At 70.7% G+C, this 20409-nt stretch carries 21 protein-coding genes, 1 pseudogene and 1 riboswitch; of the genes and pseudogenes, 18 read left to right on the forward strand and 4 right to left on the reverse strand.

Features of this window, described 5'->3' with window-relative positions; all coding sequences use genetic code 11:
- Both ACFY0P_RS36885 and ACFY0P_RS36890 read right to left on the reverse strand, forming a co-directional pair.
- The gene (locus ACFY0P_RS36885) at positions 1-192 is read right to left on the reverse strand and encodes a hypothetical protein (protein ID WP_388923452.1); all 192 of its coding nucleotides are present in this window, start codon (positions 190-192) and stop codon (positions 1-3) included.
- Complete coding sequence (locus ACFY0P_RS36890; protein WP_388923455.1) at positions 189-413, reverse strand: XRE family transcriptional regulator; 225 nt, start codon at positions 411-413, stop codon at positions 189-191. Before ACFY0P_RS36890 ends, ACFY0P_RS36885 begins: the two co-directional genes overlap by 4 nt.
- Positions 414-732: 319 nt before the next feature.
- Here ACFY0P_RS36890 and ACFY0P_RS36895 point away from each other — a divergent pair, with 319 nt between their 5' ends.
- From ACFY0P_RS36895 to ACFY0P_RS36925, 7 genes and pseudogenes are all read left to right on the forward strand, one after another.
- Positions 733-1194, forward strand: coding sequence for a helix-turn-helix domain-containing protein (locus ACFY0P_RS36895; protein WP_388923458.1), 462 nt, complete (start codon positions 733-735; stop codon positions 1192-1194).
- A gap of 22 nt (positions 1195-1216) precedes the next feature.
- Positions 1217-1558, forward strand: coding sequence for a hypothetical protein (locus ACFY0P_RS36900; protein ID WP_388923461.1), 342 nt, complete (start codon positions 1217-1219; stop codon positions 1556-1558).
- Positions 1555-3201 carry a recombinase family protein gene (locus tag ACFY0P_RS36905; RefSeq protein WP_388923464.1) on the forward strand — a complete coding sequence of 549 codons (1647 nt, stop codon included), beginning with the start codon at positions 1555-1557 and terminating at the stop codon, positions 3199-3201. The genes ACFY0P_RS36900 and ACFY0P_RS36905 overlap by 4 nt, the downstream gene beginning before the upstream one ends.
- A 50-nt stretch (positions 3202-3251) precedes the next feature.
- A pseudogene (locus tag ACFY0P_RS36910) lies at positions 3252-3893 on the forward strand (ATP-binding protein); the annotation flags it as partial.
- A complete protein-coding gene (gene dprA, locus ACFY0P_RS36915; RefSeq protein WP_388923466.1) occupies positions 3890-5035 on the forward strand; it encodes a DNA-processing protein DprA in 1146 nt (381 codons plus the stop codon). The pseudogene ACFY0P_RS36910 and the gene dprA, both read left to right, overlap by 4 nt.
- A gap of 324 nt (positions 5036-5359) precedes the next feature.
- The gene (whiG, locus tag ACFY0P_RS36920) at positions 5360-6202 is read left to right on the forward strand and encodes an RNA polymerase sigma factor WhiG (protein WP_089098491.1); all 843 of its coding nucleotides are present in this window, start codon (positions 5360-5362) and stop codon (positions 6200-6202) included.
- A 127-nt stretch (positions 6203-6329) separates the two neighbouring features.
- Positions 6330-6887 carry a TetR/AcrR family transcriptional regulator gene (locus ACFY0P_RS36925; protein ID WP_388923929.1) on the forward strand — a complete coding sequence of 186 codons (558 nt, stop codon included), beginning with the start codon at positions 6330-6332 and terminating at the stop codon, positions 6885-6887.
- Positions 6888-7170: 283 nt separating this feature from the next.
- On the opposite strand, the gene ACFY0P_RS36930 is transcribed toward ACFY0P_RS36925, so the two are convergent.
- Entirely contained in the window at positions 7171-7755 is a 585-nt protein-coding gene (locus ACFY0P_RS36930; RefSeq protein WP_388923469.1) for a peptidoglycan DD-metalloendopeptidase family protein, read from the reverse strand.
- Positions 7756-8026: 271 nt separating this feature from the next.
- Here ACFY0P_RS36930 and rpsB point away from each other — a divergent pair, with 271 nt between their 5' ends.
- The 4 genes from rpsB (at position 8027) to frr (ending at position 11585) form a co-directional block, all read left to right on the forward strand.
- A complete protein-coding gene (gene rpsB, locus ACFY0P_RS36935; RefSeq protein WP_351959659.1) occupies positions 8027-8944 on the forward strand; it encodes a 30S ribosomal protein S2 in 918 nt (305 codons plus the stop codon).
- 133 nt (positions 8945-9077) lie between these two features.
- Positions 9078-9914: a translation elongation factor Ts gene (gene tsf, locus ACFY0P_RS36940; RefSeq protein WP_388923472.1), complete on the forward strand. Its 837-nt coding sequence runs from the start codon at positions 9078-9080 to the stop codon at positions 9912-9914.
- A gap of 208 nt (positions 9915-10122) precedes the next feature.
- Positions 10123-10881, forward strand: coding sequence for a UMP kinase (gene pyrH / locus ACFY0P_RS36945; protein ID WP_388923475.1), 759 nt, complete (start codon positions 10123-10125; stop codon positions 10879-10881).
- Between the two features lie 146 nt (positions 10882-11027).
- Positions 11028-11585 (forward strand): ribosome recycling factor, encoded by a 558-nt coding sequence (gene frr, locus ACFY0P_RS36950; protein ID WP_089098486.1) that lies wholly within the window; start codon positions 11028-11030, stop codon positions 11583-11585.
- Between the two features lie 191 nt (positions 11586-11776).
- Here frr and ACFY0P_RS36955 read toward each other — a convergent pair whose 3' ends face one another.
- Entirely contained in the window at positions 11777-12040 is a 264-nt protein-coding gene (locus ACFY0P_RS36955; RefSeq protein WP_388923950.1) for a hypothetical protein, read from the reverse strand.
- On the opposite strand from ACFY0P_RS36955, the gene ACFY0P_RS36960 reads away from it, so the two are divergent.
- The 7 genes from ACFY0P_RS36960 (at position 11933) to ACFY0P_RS36990 (ending at position 20334) form a co-directional block, all read left to right on the forward strand.
- Positions 11933-12952, forward strand: coding sequence for a phosphatidate cytidylyltransferase (locus ACFY0P_RS36960; RefSeq protein ID WP_388923478.1), 1020 nt, complete (start codon positions 11933-11935; stop codon positions 12950-12952). The two genes, ACFY0P_RS36955 and ACFY0P_RS36960, sit on opposite strands and share 108 nt — an antisense overlap.
- Before the next feature lie 222 nt (positions 12953-13174).
- Positions 13175-14407 carry a cytochrome P450 gene (locus ACFY0P_RS36965; RefSeq protein WP_388923481.1) on the forward strand — a complete coding sequence of 411 codons (1233 nt, stop codon included), beginning with the start codon at positions 13175-13177 and terminating at the stop codon, positions 14405-14407.
- A 27-nt stretch (positions 14408-14434) separates the two neighbouring features.
- A complete protein-coding gene (locus ACFY0P_RS36970; protein WP_388923484.1) occupies positions 14435-15223 on the forward strand; it encodes a VOC family protein in 789 nt (262 codons plus the stop codon).
- Positions 15224-15290: 67 nt separating this feature from the next.
- Complete coding sequence (gene rlmN, locus ACFY0P_RS36975) at positions 15291-16397, forward strand: 23S rRNA (adenine(2503)-C(2))-methyltransferase RlmN (protein WP_388923487.1); 1107 nt, start codon at positions 15291-15293, stop codon at positions 16395-16397.
- Positions 16398-16421: 24 nt separating this feature from the next.
- Positions 16422-16529, forward strand: a riboswitch (TPP riboswitch).
- A 72-nt stretch (positions 16530-16601) separates the two neighbouring features.
- On the forward strand, positions 16602-17672 hold the full coding sequence (locus tag ACFY0P_RS36980) for a thiamine ABC transporter substrate binding subunit (RefSeq protein ID WP_388923490.1): 1071 nt from the start codon (positions 16602-16604) through the stop codon (positions 17670-17672).
- Positions 17673-17716: 44 nt separating this feature from the next.
- Positions 17717-19315 (forward strand): ABC transporter permease, encoded by a 1599-nt coding sequence (locus ACFY0P_RS36985; protein ID WP_388923932.1) that lies wholly within the window; start codon positions 17717-17719, stop codon positions 19313-19315.
- A complete protein-coding gene (locus tag ACFY0P_RS36990; RefSeq protein ID WP_388923493.1) occupies positions 19315-20334 on the forward strand; it encodes an ABC transporter ATP-binding protein in 1020 nt (339 codons plus the stop codon). The genes ACFY0P_RS36985 and ACFY0P_RS36990 overlap by 1 nt, the downstream gene beginning before the upstream one ends.
- Positions 20335-20409: the final 75 nt, after the last annotated feature.

Consider the following 20409-nt stretch of genomic DNA (forward strand, 5'->3'; position numbering starts at 1 on the left):
TCAGGCGGCGGCGCGGTGCGCGGGGGCCGGGGGCTGCTGGCGCTGCTGGCGTTCGAGGCGGCGCATGATCAGCTCGACCTCGGCCGGTAGGCGGCCGGCGGCCCGGTCGGTGTCGCGGCGGGCGCGGGCGGCGTCGAGGACGCGGCGCGCGTTGGCGATGGCCTGCGCGCGGGGGATCACGTCGGCGTTCATGCGGTGGCCTGCTCGGTGGCCGGTGTCGGTGTGAGGAGCTGGGCGGCGGTCACGCCGTAGTGCTGCTCGACGACAACGGCGAGGGCGGCGGACGGCGCGTTGCGGCCGTGCCACAGACGCCATGCAGTGGTCCGTGCAACCTTCAACCGGCCCTGTAGGTCTACGGGGCGGTGGTCGCCGAGGCTTCGCGCGGCGGCGTGCAGGGTTGAGCGGTCGTACATGTGACTGTCCTTCCCGTGAACGGTACGTATCGCCCACGGGTGGAACAGTACACGCGTGGGCGGTCCGCGCAAGATCAATGCGTGCGGAACGTGACCGCGGATTTTTACTTTTCCCTCACCAAATCCCCATCTACGCTGGTCAGAAGGCGCTTGCTGATCACACGGCGCGAATCGGTGGCCACGGAACGCGAGCCTCCTGTAGGGTTTCGCTCACCTGTTCGACATGGGGGCCGGTTGGCATGGGGGCAATTCGGACGGCCGTAAGGCCGGTTTTTGACGTGTGCGCGTACGGACCACCCGTGCGCGGTATGTTCCACGGATGGAACAAGAACCTGAGCGGGACGAAGAGCAGACGAGACGCGCGTTCGGCGCGTGGCTGCGCACGTGCCTGGAAGAGCGGGGCTACGTCCTCACGCCACGCGGGGGCGGGCAATCGCGCTTCGCTGAAGACGCCGGCCTCGGCCGCTCCACGGTGGGACGCATCCTCAACGGCCAGGGCGCCACAGATACCGACGTACTCAAAACCATCGCGAAGACTCTGAACGTGAGCTACGGGGAAGTGCTCGTTCGCGCCGGCATCGCGACAGTCGAAGAACTCGCCGCCGTACGCAACGCAACACTTTTCACGCCAGATGCCGGCTCGCTCACGATCGAGCAAGCGGCCGTCGGGCTGGGTTTCGTCGACGAACCGGAACGCGGGCTATTCGTCGCTATGACCTCCACACTGCTACGCCAACAACAGGCCAGGACCAACGACGAAAACCGCGCCGCCGGCACCTGACCTCTCACACAGGAGAGACCGAATGAGAAACCGCGCCGCTGATGTCCTCGCACCTTTAACACTTGCCTCTGGCATATCCGGCGTCTTGCTCGGTCTCGTCCGCAAGAACCAACGGCTCACATGGGCCGGATCCGCGGTGGTGACAATCGGCGCCGTCGCCGCCGTGCACCACACGGTGAAAACACAGCAGGCCACTAACGCCCGACTCGCAGCGGCCGAGGTCAAGGGCTACCGCCAGGCGCTACGCGACGTGGGGGCCGGCCTGTTCAACGACGGCAACAGAGAAGCCTGCACGAAAGACAACGTTATCCACATGCGCCCGCCGAACGATGGGGGCGCAGAACGCGAACGGAAGGCACAGTGACGCAACTGCACGTACCGCCTACGTTCCAAGGCTCGCCTGAAATCGACGGCGAACCCTGGCTCGGATACATCCGCGTCAGCACATGGAGAGAGGAGAAGATCAGCCCCGAACTACAGGAAACCGCCTTACGAGCGTGGGCCAGGCGGACCGGTCGACGCCTGCTCGAACCACTGATCATCGACCTTGACGCGACCGGCCGGAACTTCAAACGCAAGATCATGAGTGGCATTCAGCGCGTCGAGAAGGGTGAAGCCCGCGGCATCGCCGTATGGAAGTTCAGCCGCTTCGGCCGCAACGACCTCGGCATCGCCGTCAACCTCGCCCGCCTCGAACACGCCGGCGGGCAACTCGCTTCCGCCACGGAAGATATCGACGTGCGCACAGCCGTCGGACGCTTCAACCGACGCATCCTGTTCGACCTCGCCGTATTCGAATCCGACCGCGCCGGCGAACAGTGGAAGGAAACCCACCAGTGGCGCCGCGCCCACGGCCTACCGGCCACTGGCGGCAAACGCCTCGGCTACATCTGGCACCCACGCCGCATCCCCCACCCCACCAAACTCGGAGAGTGGACCACTCAAGACGAGCGGTACGAGGTCGACCCGTCCGCACGTGAGGACATCGAAACCCTGTGGAGCCGCAAACTCGGCATCGGCCAACCAGCCCCCGACGGATACGGAAGCCTCGCCGCGTGGCTCAACGCCCTCGGCTACCGCACCGGCAACGGCAACCCGTGGCGGGACGACAGCCTGCGCCGCTACATGCAGGCGGGATTCCCGGCGGGCCTGCTCCGCGTGCATGACCCCGACTGCCATTGCGACTACACAGCCAACGGCGGACGGTGCACGCGATGGATCCACATAGACGGAGCCCACGAAGCGATCATTGCCCCAGAGACGTGGGAGCGATACGAGGCACACAGCGCTGAGCGACGGAGCATCGCGCCGCGGGCTCGCAACCCCCTGTACCCCCTCACTGGCCTCGCACGGTGCGGAGGTTGCCGAGAGGGCGCCGCCAATACCTCAGCCCGGCGGGCCGCCGGCCGCATCCTCGGCTATGCCCTCGCTTGTGGGCAGAGCCGCAACGGCCTCTGTGACAACCCGGTATGGGTACAGCGCGCCATCGTTGAGGACGAAGTGCGAACGTGGCTCGCCCGGGAGGTCGCCGAGGACATCGACGCTGAACCGCCCACGCCCATTCCCGAACCTCGCGACGAGCGCGCCGCCGCGGGCCGAGAGCGGGAACGCCTCCAAGCAGAAGAGACGCGGCTTACGAACGCCCTTACGAACCTCGCCGTGGACCGCGCCAAGAACCCCGAGGCGTACCCCGAGGGCGTGTTCGAGGCCGCGCGGGCAAGGATTTTGAAGGATAAGAAGGCTGTTACCGACGCCCTTGAAGAGGCGGCACAGGTCGAGGCCATGCCGCAGCGCGCCGAACTGGTCCCCCTAGCCGTCGGCCTGCTCGAAGAGTGGGGCACGTTCGAGGCCGCCGAGACGAACCGAATACTGCGGTCCCTTATCCGCCGAGTGGTGGTCACGCGGGGCGCCGCCGGCCGCAAGGGTGTCGAGGGCAGCGGACAGACCACCATCGAGATTCACCCCCTGTGGAAGCCCGATCCGTGGGCGGAGAAACCGGCAGCGTAGTCACGCCCAGTTCTCACCGGCAGTAGCCACTTGTTTTACACGTCTCGTCCCTGGACGAGGCCGCCGAGTTCCACGCCAGCGTCCTGGACGCCCTGCGCCAGCCCCTGGAGTCGGGCCACGTCGTCATCGCCCGGGCCGCCGGGATACTGCGGATGCCCGCGAAGTTCCTCATGGTCCTGGCCGCCAACCCCTGCCCCTGCGGCCGCCACGGCACTCCCGGCGACGTCTGCGAGTGCCGGCCCTCCTCGATCCAGCGGTACCGGGCCCGGCTCTCCGGCCCCCTGATGGACCGCGTGGACCTCAGGGTCGCCGTGGAACCGGTCGCCCGGGAGGAACTCCTGCGGCTGCACACCGGCGCCGAGCCCTCCGCCGCCGTGGCCGACCGGGTGCGCACGGCCCGGGAGCGGGCCGCCCGCCGCTACGAAGGGCTGCCCTGGCGCACCAACAGCGAGGTCCCCGGCCACGAGCTCCGCACCCGCTGGCACGTCCGGCCGGGCGCGCTGCTGAAGGCCGAGCTGGACCTCGACCGGGGCCTGCTCACCGCCCGCGGCCTGGACCGGGTGCTCCGGGTCGCCTGGACCCTCGCCGACCTGGCGGGCCGCGACCGGCCCTCGGCCAACGACGTCAACCTGGCGCTGGAGCTGCGCACCGGCGTCCGGCGCGGCGCGGTCCTGGAAGGGATCGCCCCATGAGCGACGCCGAGCTGCTCGCCCGGGTCTTCCTGGCCCGGGTCGTCGAGCCCGGGGACGAGGCGGCCGGGCGGTGGGTGCGGGAACGGGGCGTGCACCAGGTGGCGACCCGGCTGCGCGAGGGTGGGCCGCCGCTGCCCGGCGTCGGCGCCAAGCGGTGGGCGGGCCTGCTGGCCCGCGCGGCACTGGCCGATCCCCGCGCCGACCTCGCCGTCGCGCGGGACGCGGGCGCACGGTTTGTGTGTCCCGGCGACACCGAGTGGCCCAGCCAGCTCGACGGCCTCGGCGACGCCCGCCCCCTCGGCCTCTGGGTGCGCGGCCGGCCCAGTCTCCGGATGTGGGCGCTCCGGGCCGTCGCCGTCGTCGGCGCACGGGCCTGTACCGAGTACGGCGCCCACATGGCGGCAGTCCTCGCCGCGGGACTCGCCGAGCGCGGCTGGGTGGTGGTGTCCGGCGGAGCCTACGGCGTCGACGGATCCGCCCATCGCGGAGCCCTCGGCGCCGGCGGGGCCACCGTCGCCGTGCTGGCCTGCGGGGTCGACCGGCCCTACCCTCGAGGCCACACCGAGCTGATCAACAGGATCGCCGACCAGGGACTGGTGGTGGGGGAGCTGCCGCCCGGCGAGCATCCGACGCCGAGCAGGTTCGTGCTGCGCAACCGGGTCATCGCGGCGCTCACCAGGGGAACGGTCGTCGTGGAGGCCGCCCACCGCAGCGGCTCGCTGGTCACCGCGCGGGCGGCGCAGCGGCTCGGCCGGTTCACCATGGGCGTGCCCGGACCGGCCACCAGCGGCCTCTCGGCCGGGGTGCACGAGTTGCTCCGCGGGGAGGCCGTGCTGGTCACCGACGCCGCGGAGGTCGTCGAGCTCGTGGGCGACATGGGCGAGCTGGCCCCGGCCAGACGCGGCCCGGTCCTCCCGCGTGACCTGCTGGAACCCGCCGCCCGGCAGGTCCTGGCCGCCCTGCCCGGCAACCGGCCGGCCTCACCCGAAGAGGTGGCACGCGGGGCGCAGACGTCCGAGGACGAGGCCGTCGCGAGACTGTACGAACTCCGAGCACTTGGTTACGTCGAACGACACGGCGACGGCTGGAAGTTGACACGCCAGGCGATGATCTCGGTCCGGGCCGGTCGGAGCCGGTGCTGACCGAGCGTGTTCGGCCGTCCGGGGGAACCCCCGACGCCCTTGGGAATTCCCGGAGTTGACGCTTCCTGCCGATCACACAGAGCGACGCTCCGGGCGCGGTGGGGCGTGCCGTGCAGGGGGTTCGCGCGGGGGTGGAGCCTCACTGTTCGCGCACCGCGACTCCTCAGTCACGCTACGCTCACGAAAGGCCTGGCGCAGACCGTGCCAACCGACATGAGACCGACACCTCGCCCAACCATCGCTCTTCACCCCCCGCTCACCCCCACTCCACGGCACATCACAGCACTTCCTGGCACTTCACGGCAGAACGGCACAAGGCGACGAATGCCCCAGCACACCTCCGGGTCCGACCGGGCGGCGATCCCCCCAGCCGCCCGCGACGGTGGCAGCGTGCGGCCGCCCGCTCCCTCGACGCTCGACGAGCTGTGGCGGTCGTACAAGGCGACGGGGGACGACCGGCTGCGGGAACAGCTGATCCTGCACTACTCGCCGCTGGTCAAGTACGTGGCCGGGCGGGTGAGCGTGGGGCTGCCGCCCAACGTGGAGCAGGCCGACTTCGTCTCCTCCGGGGTGTTCGGGCTCATCGACGCGATCGAGAAGTTCGACGTCGACCGGGAGATCAAGTTCGAGACGTACGCGATCACGCGGATCCGGGGCGCGATGATCGACGAGCTGCGGGCGCTGGACTGGATCCCGCGCTCGGTCCGGCAGAAGGCACGGAACGTGGAGCGGGCCTACGCCACCCTGGAGGCGCGGCTGCGGCGGACGCCCTCGGAGGGCGAGGTGGCCGCCGAGCTGGGCATCGAGGTGGACGAGCTGCACGCCGTCTTCAGCCAGCTGTCGCTGGCCAACGTGGTGGCGCTGGAGGAGCTGCTGCACGTCGGGGGCGAGGGCGGCGACGGGCTGAGCGTGATGGACACGCTGGAGGACACCGCCGCGGACAATCCCGTGGAGGTAGCCGAGGACCGGGAGCTGCGGCGTTTCCTGGCGCGGGCGATCAACACGCTGCCGGAGCGGGAGAAGACCGTGGTGACCCTCTACTACTACGAGGGGCTCACGCTCGCCGAGATCGGGAACGTGCTCGGGGTCACCGAGAGCCGGGTGAGTCAGATCCACACCAAGTCGGTGCTGCAGCTGCGGGCGAAGCTGGCGAGTTTCGGCCGCTGAGCGGGGGTGGGCGGGGGAATTTCGGCCGTCGGCCGCGACCGGTGCACAGCGTCTCCGCCGTGCTGCCTCCCGTCCGGCCCGGCGCGTCCGTAGAGTGGTTGACGTGCCAAGGATTCGAGCGGCCTCCGTGGCCGAGCACCGGTCGATGCAGCGAGCCGCCCTGCTGGACGCGGCGCGGTCCCTCCTGTCGGAGGGCGGGACGGAGTCGCTGACGTTCCCCGCGCTCGCCGAGCGCACGGGGCTGGCCAGGTCGTCCGTCTACGAGTACTTCCGTTCCCGGGCCGCCGTGGTCGAGGAGCTGTGCGAGGTCGACTTCCCCGTGTGGGCGGCGGAGGTCGCGGCGGCGATGGAGCGGGCGCCTTCCGCCGAGGGCAAGGTCGAGGCCTATGTGCGGCAGCAGCTCGCCCTGGTCGGGGACCGGCGGCACCGGGCGGTGGTCGCGATCTCGGCGAGCGAGCTGGACGCGGGGGCCCGGGAGAAGATCCGGGCCGCGCACGGCGGTCTGGTCGCGATGATCGTGGAGGCGCTGGGGGAGCTGGGGCATGAGCAGCCTCGGCTGGCGGCGATGCTGGTGCAAGGGGTTGTGGATGCCGCGGTCCGGCGGATCGAGCTGGGGGCGGCGGAGGATCCGGTGGTGATCACCGAGGCCGCTGTGGCCATGGCACTGCGGGGTGTGCGGGGCTAAGGCCAGCGGGGGCCGGGGCCGGGGGTGGGAACGCTTACCGGCGCCGGCAGGGTGCCTCCCCCACGCTCGGCTTCGCTCGCGCGGGGACCCCCATCGCCCGCCCGTGCCGCCCTGCGGGCACCTCCCAGGCCCTTGAGGCGCTGGGGGAGGGACTTGCCCGCGGCGTGAGAGAAACAGCTGCGGAGCGCCCTGTAAGGGGCGCCGGGGGTACCCCCAGTCGAAGGCTGGGGGAGGAACTGCGCGAGCAGCCCCCACGCCCGCGCAGTCGCGCGACCGTCCGCAATCACCCCTCCGGTAGCGGCACCCCCAGCACCGGCAACAACCTCGACGGCCCCGCGTTCAACAACCACGGCGGCAAGAGCAGCAACGGGTCCAGATATGCGTCCCCCCTGAGCAGCCCCCAGTGCACACACGACCGAGCACCGCAGTGCGCGCCCCCCGGTTCCGCCGTGCCCACCACCTCCCCCGCCGCGACCTCCTGCCCCTTCTCCACCGTCGCCGTCACCGGCTCGTAGGTCGTGCGCAGATCCGTCCCCGCCAGCGTCACCGACACCACACCCCTCCCCGCCACCCGCCCCGCATAGGAGATCCGGCCCGCCGCCACGGCCCGTACCGGCTCGCCGGGGGCCGCGCCCAGATCGACCCCCCGGTGCCCGGGGCCGTACACCGTCGCCGGTGGCTCCCAGCCGCGCAGGACCGGCGGCCGTACCCCCACCGGCCAGGCGTGGGCGATCGCCGGCACGGGCGGCCCGGCAGGGGGCGGCGGGCCGTCCGCCCCGACCCAGGCCCGGGCCGCGGTCGCTCCCAGGGCCAGCGGCAACACCGTCGCCGCCCACATCCATCGCATCGCGCGTCGCATGACCACCATGGCCGAACGCTCCCGCATCCCCGCCGATCATGGCCGGTACCTGTGGATTACTCCCGAGTTGTGGACAGCGACGTCACCCGGGGCCTCGCCGGTCCCGTACACTTCTTCTGGCGATCCGGGTCACCGGGTCGACTTCGCACGCCCCGACACCTGGCCAACAACAGCAGATGTCAGCGCTTCTCGGTCCTTCGCGGCACAGCGCACACGGGCGTCAGGCGCGGGAGCCGTCCGGCCCCCGCGGCACAACCGAGAAATTCAAGGAGATACGGCCATGGCCGTCGTCACGATGCGGGAGCTGCTGGAGAGCGGCGTCCACTTCGGTCACCAGACCCGTCGCTGGAACCCGAAGATGAAGCGCTTCATCTTCACCGAGCGCAACGGCATCTACATCATCGACCTGCTCCAGTCGCTGTCGTACATCGACCGCGCCTACGAGTTCGTCAAGGAGACCGTCGCCCACGGCGGCACGGTCATGTTCGTCGGCACGAAGAAGCAGGCGCAGGAGGCCATCGCCGAGCAGGCCACCCGCGTCGGCATGCCCTACGTCAACCAGCGCTGGCTGGGCGGCATGCTCACCAACTTCTCGACCGTCTACAAGCGTCTGCAGCGCCTCAAGGAGCTCGAGCAGATCGACTTCGAGGACGTCGCCGCGTCCGGTCTGACCAAGAAGGAGCTTCTCGTGCTCTCGCGCGAGAAGGCCAAGCTGGAGAAGACCCTCGGCGGTATCCGCGAGATGCAGAAGGTGCCCAGCGCCGTCTGGATCGTGGACACCAAGAAGGAGCACATCGCGGTCGGTGAGGCCCGGAAGCTCAACATCCCGGTCGTCGCGATCCTCGACACCAACTGCGACCCCGACGAGGTCGACTACAAGATCCCGGGCAACGACGACGCGATCCGCTCCGTCACCCTGCTCACCCGCGTGATCGCCGACGCCGTCGCCGAGGGCCTCATCAGCCGCTCGCGCGTCGCCACCGGCGACAAGGGCGAGAAGGCCGCCGGCGAGCCGCTCGCCGAGTGGGAGCGTGACCTGCTCGAGGGCGAGAAGAAGGCGGACGACGCCGAGGTCCAGACCTCCGCCGAGACCGAGAAGGTCGCCGACGCCGAGCAGGCCGAGGCTCCGGCTGCCGCCGAGGCCGCCGCCGAGGCGCCGGCCGCCGAGGCTCCGGCCGCGGACGCCGAGCAGGCCTGACCCGTCAGCGTTGACGGCGGGGGCGGCGACATCCCGTACGCCCCCGCCGTTCACCCATAGATTCGCGCTCCACATCTACGTGTGGTTCGTGGATCGGGCAGATCTCCCGACTTCGAGAAAGACTTAACGACTCATGGCGAACTACACCGCCGCTGACGTCAAGAAGCTCCGCGAGCTCACCGGCGCCGGCATGATGGACTGCAAGAAGGCCCTGGACGAGGCCGAGGGCGACGTCGACAAGGCTGTCGAGGCGCTCCGCATCAAGGGCCAGAAGGGCGTCGCCAAGCGCGAGGGCCGCTCCGCCGAGAACGGCGCCGTGGTCTCGATCATCGCCGACGACAACTCCTCCGGCGTCCTCGTCGAGCTGAAGTGCGAGACGGACTTCGTCGCCAAGGGCGAGCGGTTCCAGGCCGTCGCCAACACCATCGCCGAGCACGTCGCCAAGACCGCCCCGGCGGACCTGGAGGCCCTGCTCGCCTCCGAGATCGAGCCCGGCAAGACCGTCCAGGCGTACGTCGACGAGGCCAACGCCAACCTCGGCGAGAAGATCGTCCTGGACCGCTTCGCGCAGTACGCCGACGGCTACGTCACCGCCTACATGCACCGCACGATGCCCGACCTGCCCCCGCAGATCGGTGTCCTGATCGAGCTCGACAAGCCGAACGCCGAGATCGCCAAGGGTGTCGCCCAGCACATCGCCGCCTTCGCGCCGAAGTACCTCGCCAAGGAGGACGTGCCGGCCGACGTCGTCGAGTCCGAGCGCCGCATCGCCGAGGAGACCACCCGCGCCGAGGGCAAGCCCGAGGCCGCCCTGCCGAAGATCGTCGAGGGTCGCCTCAACGGCTTCTTCAAGGACGCCACGCTGCTCGGCCAGCCGTACGCGCTCGACAACAAGAAGTCGGTCCAGAAGGTCCTGGACGAGGCCGGTGTCACCCTGAAGCGCTTCACGCGCATCAAGGTCGGCATCTGAGTCCGTACCGCGATCGACGCGCGACCCGCGGGGAAATCCCGATAGGGTCGGTCGACAGCAGTCGTCCGCACACACCGCCACACCCAGGGACGTGACGGACGACGGCAGATCTGACGAGGAGGCCATTGCCGCGCATGGGCAGCGAAAAGCGACCCCACCGGCAATGGCCTTCTTTGTATGTGCACCACGTGAAAGAGGCGGGATCTCCATGACCACCAAGGCCCAGAAGAGCGACGACGGCAAAGTACACGGCCGGTTTCTGCTGAAGCTGTCCGGAGAGGCCTTCTCCGGTGGCGGCGGCCTGGGCGTGGACCCCGACGTGGTGCACAAGATCGCCCGTGAGATCGCGGCCGTCGTCCGCGACGGCGCGCAGGTGGCCGTCGTCATCGGCGGCGGCAACTTCTTCCGCGGCGCCGAGCTCCAGCAGCGTGGCATGGACCGGGCCCGCTCCGACTACATGGGCATGCTCGGCACCGTCATGAACTGCCTCGCCCTCCAGGACTTCCTGGAGAAGGAGGGCATCGACAGCCGGGTGCAGACCGCGATCACCATGGGCCAGGTCGCCGAGCCGTACATCCCGCTGCGTGCCGTGCGCCACCTGGAGAAGGGCCGTGTGGTCATCTTCGGCGCCGGTATGGGCATGCCGTACTTCTCCACCGACACCACTGCCGCCCAGCGCGCCCTGGAGATCGACGCCGAGGCGCTGCTCATGGGCAAGAACGGCGTGGACGGGGTCTACGACTCCGACCCCAAGACCAACCCCGACGCGGTCAAGTTCGACTCCCTCGGCTACGGCGAGGTCATCACCCGCGAGCTCAAGGTCGCCGACGCCACCGCGATCACGCTCTGCCGTGACAACAAGCTGCCCATCCTGGTGTTCGAGCTGCTGGCGGAGGGCAATATCGCGCGCGCCGTCAAGGGTGAGAAGATCGGCACGCTGGTGGGTGACCAGGGCAGCCGGGACTGACCGGCACTGCCTGACGGACCCTGACCGGGGGATGGACAATGTCCTGCCGGTCGGGAACCGTCAGGGAAAGAAGACGCGACGCAGCCGGCCGCCGCCCCCGGGCGGAACCGCAGCCGGGCCTTACTCAAGACACGCAGGAGCAAGTGGTGATCGAAGAGACCCTCCTCGAAGCCGAGGAGAAGATGGAGAAGGCCGTCGTGGTCGCCAAGGAGGACTTCGCCGCGATCCGCACCGGCCGTGCGCACCCGGCGATGTTCAACAAGATCGTGGCCGACTACTACGGCGCGCCGACGCCGATCAACCAGCTGGCCTCGTTCTCCGTGCCGGAACCGCGCATGGCGGTCGTGACCCCGTTCGACAAGACGGCCCTGCGCAACATCGAACAGGCGATCCGCGACTCGGACCTGGGCGTCAACCCGAGCAACGACGGCAACATCATCCGGGTGGTGTTCCCCGAGCTCACCGAGGAGCGCCGCCGCGACTACATCAAGGTCGCCAAGGGCAAGGCGGAGGACTCCAAGGTCTCCATCCGCTCGGTCCGCCGCAAGGCCAAGGACGCCATCGACAAGCTGATCAAGGACGGCGAGGTCGGCGAGGACGAGGGCCGCCGCGCCGAGAAGGAGCTCGACGACACCACCGCGAAGTACGTCGCGCAGGTGGACGAGCTCCTCAAGCACAAGGAAGCGGAGCTTCTCGAAGTCTGATGAACGACTCATCCTGGGGAGCCCCGCCGCACGCCGGGCCGCAGCCCGGGCAGGCCGGACCACCGGCCGGGTACTGGGAACCGACCGATCAGGGCACCGGCCAGGGGTACGACCACGGCTCCGGTCAGGGATACGGCCCCGGCCCTGCCCACGGCTCAGGCCAGGGGTACGGCCCCGGCCCTGCGCACGGCTCAGGCCAGGGGTACGGCGCGGGCGCAGACCCTGCCCGGGGTCCCGGTCAGGGGTACGACCTCGGTCGCGCCCACGGCTATGACCAGGGGCAGGTCCCGGGAGCCGGCCCGGGGGGTCCCGCGTACGATGCGCAGAACGCGCAGCAGACTCGCCCCATGCCCCTCGTGCCCGACGACGTACCCGCGTACGGCTCGGACCAGGACGGTGACAGGGGGGCCGCTCGGCTGAGCGGCCCCTTGTTCCGAGACGAGACGTTCCGCCACGACACACCGTCGGCGCAGCCCCTGCCTCACGCGGCGGCGTCGCAGAATCCGGAGCCCATGCCCGACGCCCCACAGCCGGCGCCCGCGCCGCAGAAGAAGAGCGCGGGACGCGACCTGGGTGCGGCCATAGGGGTCGGCGTCGGACTGGGCGTCGTGATCGTGGCGTCCCTGTTCGTCGTCAAGGCCGTCTTCGTCGGTGTCGTGGCGATCGCCGTCGTGGTGGGCCTGTGGGAACTGACCAGCCGGCTCCAGGAGCGCAAGGGCATCAAGGCGCCCCTGGTCCCGCTGGCGCTGGGCGGCGCCGCGATGGTGGTCGCCGGCTACGCGCGGGGTGCCGAGGGTGCCTGGGTCGCCCTGGCGCTCACCGGCCTGGCGGTCCTGGTCTGGCGGATGACGGAACCGCCCGAGGGCTACCTCAAGGACGTCACGGCGGGTCTCTTCGCGGCGTTCTACGTCCCGTTCCTGGCGACGTTCGTCGCGATGATGCTCACGGCCGACGACGGCCCCTTCCGGGTGCTGACCTTCCTGCTCCTCACCGTGGTCAGCGACACCGGCGCCTACGCGGTCGGCTGGCGCTTCGGCACCCACAAGCTCGCCCCACGCATCAGCCCCGGCAAGACCCGCGAGGGACTGGTCGGCGCGGTGCTGTTCGCGATGGTCGCGGGCGCGCTGTGCATGGAGTTCCTGATCGACGACGGCACCTGGTGGCAGGGCCTGCTGCTGGGCCTCGCGGTCGCGGCCAGCGCCACGCTCGGCGACCTCGGCGAGTCCATGATCAAGCGGGACCTGGGCATCAAGGACATGGGCACCCTCCTCCCGGGCCACGGCGGCATCATGGACCGCTTGGACTCCTTGTTGCCGACGGCGCCGGTGGTGTGGCTGCTCATGGTGCTGTTCGTCGGCAGCGGCTGACCGACCCGGACGCAGGTTGGTCCACCGAGACGTCGGCAGTGGTCGCCGTACATCGGCAGTGGTCGCCGTGCGGCTTTCGTAGGTGAGCCCCCGTCCTTCGCAGGGCGGGGGCTCGGCGGCATGTCGGCCCCGGATGACGCAGCAGAAATCGCATGGTCATTCCGGTGGGCGGCAGACTTCCTGTGAGGACGCCGTCTCCTCCGATGTGCAGGGAGTGTGCCCATGCCCCTCGACCCGGCTCCGGCCTCCACCCCGCCTCCTCCGCCGGTGCGGTTCTGGCCGGTCGACGACCTGCCCGCCCTCGACCCGGACCCGTTCCTGGACGAGGTGATGCGCGAGGAGCCGGTCACCCGGGTCCGACTCGCGTACGGCGAGGGGGACGCCTGGCTGGTCACCCGGTACGAGGACGTCCGCTTCGTCACCTCCGACCCGCGTTTCTCCCGGGAACTGGTCGTCGGCCGCGACGTCACCAGCATGCGTCCGGCGCCCGTGGCCTCCCAGACGGCGGGCCTGCAGTACATCGACCCGCCCGGGCACAACCGGCTGCGCCGGGTCGTCGCCCGTGCCTTCACCGGGCGGGCCATGCAGCGGCTGCGACCGATGGCGGAGCGCAGGGCCGGCGAACTCCTCGACACGATGGAGGCGGCGGGCCCGCCGGCCGACCTCATGGAGCATCTGCACGGCCCTTTCCCAATCGCCGTGATCCGTGACTTCCTCGGCGTCGACGAGAAGGACTGGCACCGCTGGGCGGCGACCGGCGAGGCGCTGCTCTCCGCCGGCCCCGACGCCGAGGAACGCGCCCGGGAGGCCGCCAGGACAACCCGGGCCCGGATCGCCGAGCTGCTGCACAGCCGCCGCGAGGAGCCTCGCGAGGACCTCGCCGGAGTGCTGGCCCAGGCCACCGCGGACGGCGAGATCACCGACGACGAGGCGATCTCCCTGGCCACCGCCATCCAGGTCAGCGGCGGCCACGCGGTCCGCAACAACAGCGGCTCGATGATGTACGCGCTGCTCACCCACCCCGAGCACCTGGACCGGCTGCGCCGCGAGCCGGAGCTGCTCCCCAAGGCGGTGGACGAGCTGTTCCGCTACGTCCCGCACCGCAACGGCGTCGGCATCCCACGGGCGGCCGTCGAGGACGTCGAGGTCGGCGGCCAGCTGATCAGGGCCGGCGACGTCGTCTACAACGCCTACGTCGCCGCCAACCGCGACCCCGCGGTCTTCACCGACCCCGACGACCTGGACTTCGACCGCTCGGGCGGCCCCCACCTGGCCTTCGGCCACGGCCCCCACCACTGCATGGCCGCCATCATGGCCCGCATGGAGGCCGAGACCATGATCGGCTCGGTCCTCGCCCGCTTCCCCGGCATCCGCCTGGCCGTACCCCCCGAGGAGGTCGAGTTCCAGCGCCAGGGCCTGATCCGCGGACCGCGTACGCTGCCCGTGACCTGGTGACCGGCGAGGCCCGAGGAGGACCCGACCATGCTGACGACCACCTACGTTCCAGGCGCTCCGAACTGGCTCGACCTGGGGACCCCGGACACCGACGCGAGCGCCGCCTTCTACGCGGCCGTCTTCGGCTGGCAGCACCGGTCCGCCGGCCCCGAGGCGGGCGGCTACGGCTTCTTCCAGCAGGACGGCGCGACGGTCGCCGGGATCGGCCCGCTCACGGCGGAGGGCGCGACCCCGTCCTGGCGGGTGTACTTCCACACCCCGGACGCCGACGCCACCGCCAAGGCCGTGGAGCAGGCGGGCGGCAGCGTCCGGATCGCCCCGACGGACGTCTTCGCCTTCGGGCGGGCAGCCGCCTTCATCGACCCCGCCGGCGCGGACTTCGCGGTCTGGCAGCCGGGCGAGACCCGGGGCCTGGACCTGGTCGCGGTCCCCGGCAGCCTGTCCAGGACGGAGCTCTACACCACCGACGCGAACGCGGCGAAGGCGTTCTACGCGTCGGTCTTCTCCTGGCAGACGCGGGACGTGCCGATGGGCCCGGGACTGACCTACACGATCCTCACCCCGGCCGGCGCCGGCCCGGCGGCGGCCCACGGCGGACTGATGCAACTGCCCCAGGCCAACCTCGACGCCGGCTCGACCCCGGAATGGCACCCCTACTTCGAGGTGACCGACTGCGACGCCACCTTCGCCAGGGCCACCGAGTCCGGGGCCACCACCCTCATCCCGGTCACCGAGGCCCCCGGCATCGGCCGCTTCGCCATGTTCCTCGACCCCTCCGGCGCCCTCTTCGCCATCATCACGACGGCCGGGCGCTGAGCCCCCAAGTCCCCGCCGAACCTTCGGTCGCAGGCCACCTCAGTTGATCTGCGACACTGGTACAGCCATGCCTAATCCCGGAGAACTCACTTTCGTCGCGCCGCGCGGAGCCAAGAAGCCGCCGCGGCATCTCGCCGATCTCTCGCCCGCCGAGCGCAAGGACGCGGTGGCCGAGGTCGGGGAGAAGCCGTTTCGTGCCAAGCAACTGTCGCAGCACTACTTCGCGCGGTACGCGCACGACCCCGAGCAGTGGACCGACATCCCGGCCGGCTCGCGGGACAAGCTGCGGGAGGCGCTGTTCCCCGAGCTGATGACCGTCGTACGGCACCTGTCGACCGACGAGGGGACCACGCGCAAGACGCTGTGGCGGCTGTTCGACGGCACGCTCGTCGAGTCGGTGCTGATGCGCTACCCGGACCGGGTGACCATGTGCATCAGCTCGCAGGCGGGGTGTGGGATGAACTGCCCGTTCTGCGCGACCGGGCAGGCGGGTCTGGACCGGAACCTGTCGACCGCCGAGATCGTGCACCAGATCGTGGACGGGATGCGGGCGCTCCGGGACGGGGAGGTCCCCGGTGGACCGGCGCGGCTGTCGAACATCGTCTTCATGGGGATGGGCGAGCCGCTCGCCAACTACAAGCGGGTGGTCGGAGCGATCCGCGCGCTCACCGACCCCGCCCCGGACGGGCTCGGGCTCTCGCAGCGCGGGATCACCGTCTCGACCGTCGGACTGGTCCCGGCCATCCACCGGTTCGCCGACGAGGGCTTCAAGTGCCGGCTCGCGATCTCGCTGCACGCCCCCGACGACGAACTGCGCGACACCCTCGTCCCCGTGAACACGCGGTGGAAGGTGCGCGAGGTCCTCGACGCCGGGTTCGAGTACGTCGAGAAGAGCGGGCGGCGCCTCAGCATCGAGTACGCCCTCATCCGCGACATCAACGACCAGGCCTGGCGAGGCGACCGGCTGGGGCGCCTGCTCAAGGGCAAGCCCGTGCACGTCAACCTCATCCCGCTGAACCCGACGCCGGGTTCGAAGTGGACCGCGTCGCGGCCGGAGGACGAGAAGGCGTTCGTCGAGGCGATCGAGGCGCACGGTGTGCCGGTGACGATCCGGGACACCCGTGGGCAGGAGATCGACGGCGCCTGTGGTCAGCTCGCGGCCACCGAGCGGTAATCTGAGGGCCGTAGGTACATCTTCATATTCCGACAGGGGAGCGCCACAGCGCTGAGAGTGCGGCAACCGGGCCGCAGACCCTCTGAACCTCGCCCAGGTCATTCTGGGTAGGAAGTTCGGTCATCACTCAAGCTGTTGCGCCCTGCCCGCACATCGTGGGCAGGGCCGCGTCTCTTCCTGGTCAACCCCAGGAGGAAAACACCAGTGCACACAAGGACCTTCTTGGCCGCGGCCGTCGGGCTCGGTCTCGTCACGCTGTCCGCCTGCTCGTCGTCGTCGGGTTCCGACGCCGGCTCCAAGACCGTCACCCTCGTCAGCCACGACTCGTGGGCCGTCTCCAAGAACGTGCTGCAGGACTTCGAGAAGCAGTCCGGCTACAAGGTCAGGGTCCTCAAGGACGGCGACGCCGGGCAGGCCGTCAACAAGGCGATCCTGACCAAGGACAACCCACAGGGCGACGTCTTCTTCGGCGTCGACAACACCCTGCTCTCCAGGGCTCTCGACAACGGTCTCTTCCAGCCGTACGAGGCGAAGGGGCTCGACACGGTCGGCACGGCGTACCAACTCGACGCGGCCAAGCACCGCGTCACGCCCATCGACTACGGCGACATCTGCGTCAACTACGACAAGGCGTACTTCAGCAAGCACAAGCTGACCCCGCCGGCCTCGTACGCCGATCTCGTCAAGCCGCAGTACAAGAACCTCCTCGTCACCGAGAACGCGGCCACCTCCTCGCCCGGGCTCGGCTTCCTGCTCGGGTCCGCCGCGCAGTACGGGGACAGCGGGTGGCAGGACTACTGGACGAAGCTCAAGGCCAACGGCGTCAAGGTCGTCGACGGCTGGGAGCAGGCCTACAACGAGGAGTTCTCCGGCTCGGCCGGCGGGAAGAAGGCGGGGGGCGACCGGCCGCTCGTCGTGTCGTACGCCTCCTCACCGCCCGCCGAGGTCATCTACGCCGACCCGAAGCCCAGCACCGCGCCCACCGGCGTCGCGACCGGCACCTGCTTCCGGCAGATCGAGTTCGCCGGACTGCTGAGCAACGCGGGGAACACCAAGGGCGGCAAGGCGCTCATCGACTTCCTGGTCTCGAAGGAGTTCCAGGAGGACATGCCGCTCAACATGTTCGTGTACCCGGTGGTGAAGGGGGCGAGCGTGCCTGCCGAGTTCACGAAGTACGGGCCCGCCGCCCAGAACCCGGAGACCATGGCGCCCGACAAGATCGCCGCCAACCGTGACCAGTGGGTCAAGACGTGGACGTCACTCGTACTGAAGTAGCCCCGCACAAGGGCCGTTCGGGGAGCGCGGCGCGGCTCGGGCTGATGTTCGTGCCGGTCGCGTTCTTCGCCGTCTTCTTCGCCTGGCCGGTCGTGGCGATCGTCACGCGCGGGCTGAAGGCCGACGGGGTGTGGCGGTTCGGGAGGATCGTCGATGTCGTCGGCGAGTCCGACATCCGGCACGTGCTCTGGTTCACCACCTGGCAGGCGCTCGCCTCCACCGCGCTCACCCTGCTGGCCGCGCTGCCCGCCGCCTACGTCTTCGCCCGCCTCGACTTCCCGGGCAAGCAGGTGCTGCGGGCCGTGGTGACGGTGCCCTTCGTGCTGCCGACGGTGGTGGTGGGGACCGCCTTCCTCGCGCTCGTCGGGCGGGGCGGGCTGCTGGACGAGCTGTGGGGCGTACGGCTCGACACCACCGTCTGGGCCATCCTGCTGGCACACGTCTTCTTCAACTACGCCGTCGTCGTACGGACCGTGGGCGGGCTGTGGGCCCAGCTGGACCCTCGGCAGGAGGAGGCCGCCCGGATGCTCGGCGTCTCCTCGCCGGCCGCCTGGCGGAAGGTCACCCTGCCCGCGCTCGCGCCCGCCGTGGCCGCCGCCGCGCTGATGGTCTTCCTGTTCACCTTCACCTCCTTCGGTGTGGTGCAGATCCTGGGCGGGCCGACCTTCGCCACCCTCGAAGTGGAGATCTACCGGCAGACCTCCGAGATCTTCGACCTCTCCACGGCCGCCGTCCTCACCCTCGTGCAGTTCGCCGCGGTCGGCGCGATCCTCGCCGTGCACGCGTGGACGGTCCGGCGGCGGGAGAGCGCGCTCAGGCTGGTGGACCCGTCGGTGACGGCGCGCCGGCCGCGCGGGGCCGGGCAGTGGGCGCTGCTCGGCGGGGTCCTCGCCACCATCGCCGTCCTCCTGGTGCTGCCGCTGGCCGTGCTGGTACGGCGGTCGCTGGACGGCGGGTTCGGGTACTACCGGGCGCTGGGCGACGCCGACGGCGGGACCTTCCTGGTCGCGCCGATCGAGTCGGTCGTCAACTCGCTGCAGTACGCGGTCGTCGCCACCGCCGTCGCCGTGGTGATCGGCGGGCTCGCCGCCGCCGCGCTGGCCCGGCGGGACGCAGGGCGCCTCGTACGGGGGTTCGACGCGCTGCTGATGCTGCCGCTCGGGGTGTCCGCGGTGACCGTGGGCTTCGGGTTCCTGATCGCGCTCGACAAGCCGCCGCTGGACCTTCGCCAGTCCTGGATCCTCGTCCCGCTCGCGCAGGCGCTGGTCGGCGTCCCCTTCGTCGTACGGACCATGCTGCCCGTGCTGCGGGCCGTGGACGAGCGGTTGCGGGAGGCGGCGGCCGTGCTCGGGGCCTCGCCCTGGCGGGTGTGGCGGGAGGTCGATCTGCCGTTGGTGCGGCGGGCGCTGCTGATCGCGGCGGGTTTCGCGTTCGCGGTGTCGCTGGGGGAGTTCGGGGCGACGGTGTTCATCGCGCGGCCCGACAACCCGACCCTGCCGGTCGCCGTGGCCCGGCTGCTGTCCCGTCCCGGTGATCTCAACTACGGCCAGGCGATGGCCCTTTCCACGATTCTGATGGTGGTGTGCGCGGTGGCGCTGCTGGTCCTCGAGCGGCTGCGGACCGACCGGACGGGGGAGTTCTGATGCTGCTGACCCTGGATGCGGCGACCGTGCGGTTCGGCGGGCGGGCCGTGCTCGACGCCGTCGGCCTGGAGGTGGCCGAGCACGAGGTGGTGTGCGTGCTCGGGCCGAGCGGGAGCGGCAAGTCGACGCTCCTGCGGGCGGTTGCCGGGCTGCAACGGCTCGACTCCGGGCGGGTGTTGCTCGACGGGCAGGACCAGGCGCGGGTGCCGGCGCACCAGCGGGGGGTCGGGCTGATGTTCCAGGATCATCAGCTGTTCCCGCAGCGGGACGTGGGCGGGAACGTGGCTTTCGGGCTTCGGATGCGCGGTGCCGGGAAAGCACAACAGGCCGAGCGGGTCGGCGAGTTGCTGGAGCTTGTGGGGCTCCCGGGTGCGGCCCGGCGGGCCGTCGCCGGGCTGTCCGGCGGTGAGCAGCAGCGGGTGGCGCTCGCCCGGGCGCTGGCGCCCCGGCCCCGGCTGCTGATGCTCGACGAACCGCTCGGGCAACTGGACCGCTCGCTGCGGGAGCGGCTCGTGGTCGAACTGCGGGAGCTTTTCGGGCGGTTGGGTACGACCGTGCTCGCGGTGACGCACGACCAGGGCGAGGCGTTCGCGCTGGCCGACCGGGTGGTCGTGATGCGGGACGGGCGGATCGCCCAGTCCGGCACGCCGCTGGAGGTCTGGCAGCGGCCCGCGGACGAGTTCGTGGCCCGTTTCCTCGGCTTCGGCAACGTGGTCCCGGCGACCGTCGAGGGAACGGTCGCGGTGACGCCCTGGGGGAAGGTGCCGGTGCCCGGGGGCTCGGGGCAGGGGACGCGGACGCTGCTCGTCCGTCCGGCCGGCGTACGGCTGATCGCCGCCGACGCGGGGCTGCCCTGCACCGTGGCCGCCCGCACCTTCCAGGGCACCCACGTCACCGTCCACCTCCAGCCCGAGGACGGCCCCCGCCTGGAGGCCGCCTGTGCGCTGCGGGCGGCGCCGGAGGCCGGGGACATGGTCGGCGTCGAGTTCGACGCGGCGGAGACCGTCGTACTGGACTGACCGCGTGCCCGGACGTGGTCGAGGCCCGTCCCCGGGGATACGGGGACGGGCCTCCGCGGTGTACGGGGGAGCGGC

Source organism: Streptomyces sp. NPDC001714 (genome assembly GCF_042892755.1).
Lineage (GTDB): Bacteria > Actinomycetota > Actinomycetes > Streptomycetales > Streptomycetaceae > Streptomyces.

Bases quoted from the DNA above. Each gene is read 5' to 3' on its own strand.
- ACFY0P_RS36885 (WP_388923452.1), bottom strand. From the start codon at position 192: ATGAACGCCGACGTGATCCCCCGCGCGCAGGCCATCGCCAACGCGCGC.
- ACFY0P_RS36890 (WP_388923455.1), bottom strand. From the start codon at position 413: ATGTACGACCGCTCAACCCTGCACGCCGCCGCGCGAAGCCTCGGCGAC.
- ACFY0P_RS36895 (WP_388923458.1), top strand. From the start codon at position 733: ATGGAACAAGAACCTGAGCGGGACGAAGAGCAGACGAGACGCGCGTTC.
- ACFY0P_RS36900 (WP_388923461.1), top strand. From the start codon at position 1,217: ATGAGAAACCGCGCCGCTGATGTCCTCGCACCTTTAACACTTGCCTCT.
- dprA (WP_388923466.1), top strand. From the start codon at position 3,890: ATGAGCGACGCCGAGCTGCTCGCCCGGGTCTTCCTGGCCCGGGTCGTC.
- whiG (WP_089098491.1), top strand. From the start codon at position 5,360: ATGCCCCAGCACACCTCCGGGTCCGACCGGGCGGCGATCCCCCCAGCC.
- ACFY0P_RS36930 (WP_388923469.1), bottom strand. From the start codon at position 7,755: ATGGTGGTCATGCGACGCGCGATGCGATGGATGTGGGCGGCGACGGTG.
- rpsB (WP_351959659.1), top strand. From the start codon at position 8,027: ATGGCCGTCGTCACGATGCGGGAGCTGCTGGAGAGCGGCGTCCACTTC.
- tsf (WP_388923472.1), top strand. From the start codon at position 9,078: ATGGCGAACTACACCGCCGCTGACGTCAAGAAGCTCCGCGAGCTCACC.
- pyrH (WP_388923475.1), top strand. From the start codon at position 10,123: ATGACCACCAAGGCCCAGAAGAGCGACGACGGCAAAGTACACGGCCGG.
- ACFY0P_RS36960 (WP_388923478.1), top strand. From the start codon at position 11,933: ATGCCCCTCGTGCCCGACGACGTACCCGCGTACGGCTCGGACCAGGAC.
- ACFY0P_RS36965 (WP_388923481.1), top strand. From the start codon at position 13,175: ATGCCCCTCGACCCGGCTCCGGCCTCCACCCCGCCTCCTCCGCCGGTG.
- ACFY0P_RS36970 (WP_388923484.1), top strand. From the start codon at position 14,435: ATGCTGACGACCACCTACGTTCCAGGCGCTCCGAACTGGCTCGACCTG.
- rlmN (WP_388923487.1), top strand. From the start codon at position 15,291: ATGCCTAATCCCGGAGAACTCACTTTCGTCGCGCCGCGCGGAGCCAAG.
- ACFY0P_RS36985 (WP_388923932.1), top strand. From the start codon at position 17,717: ATGTTCGTGCCGGTCGCGTTCTTCGCCGTCTTCTTCGCCTGGCCGGTC.
- ACFY0P_RS36990 (WP_388923493.1), top strand. From the start codon at position 19,315: ATGCTGCTGACCCTGGATGCGGCGACCGTGCGGTTCGGCGGGCGGGCC.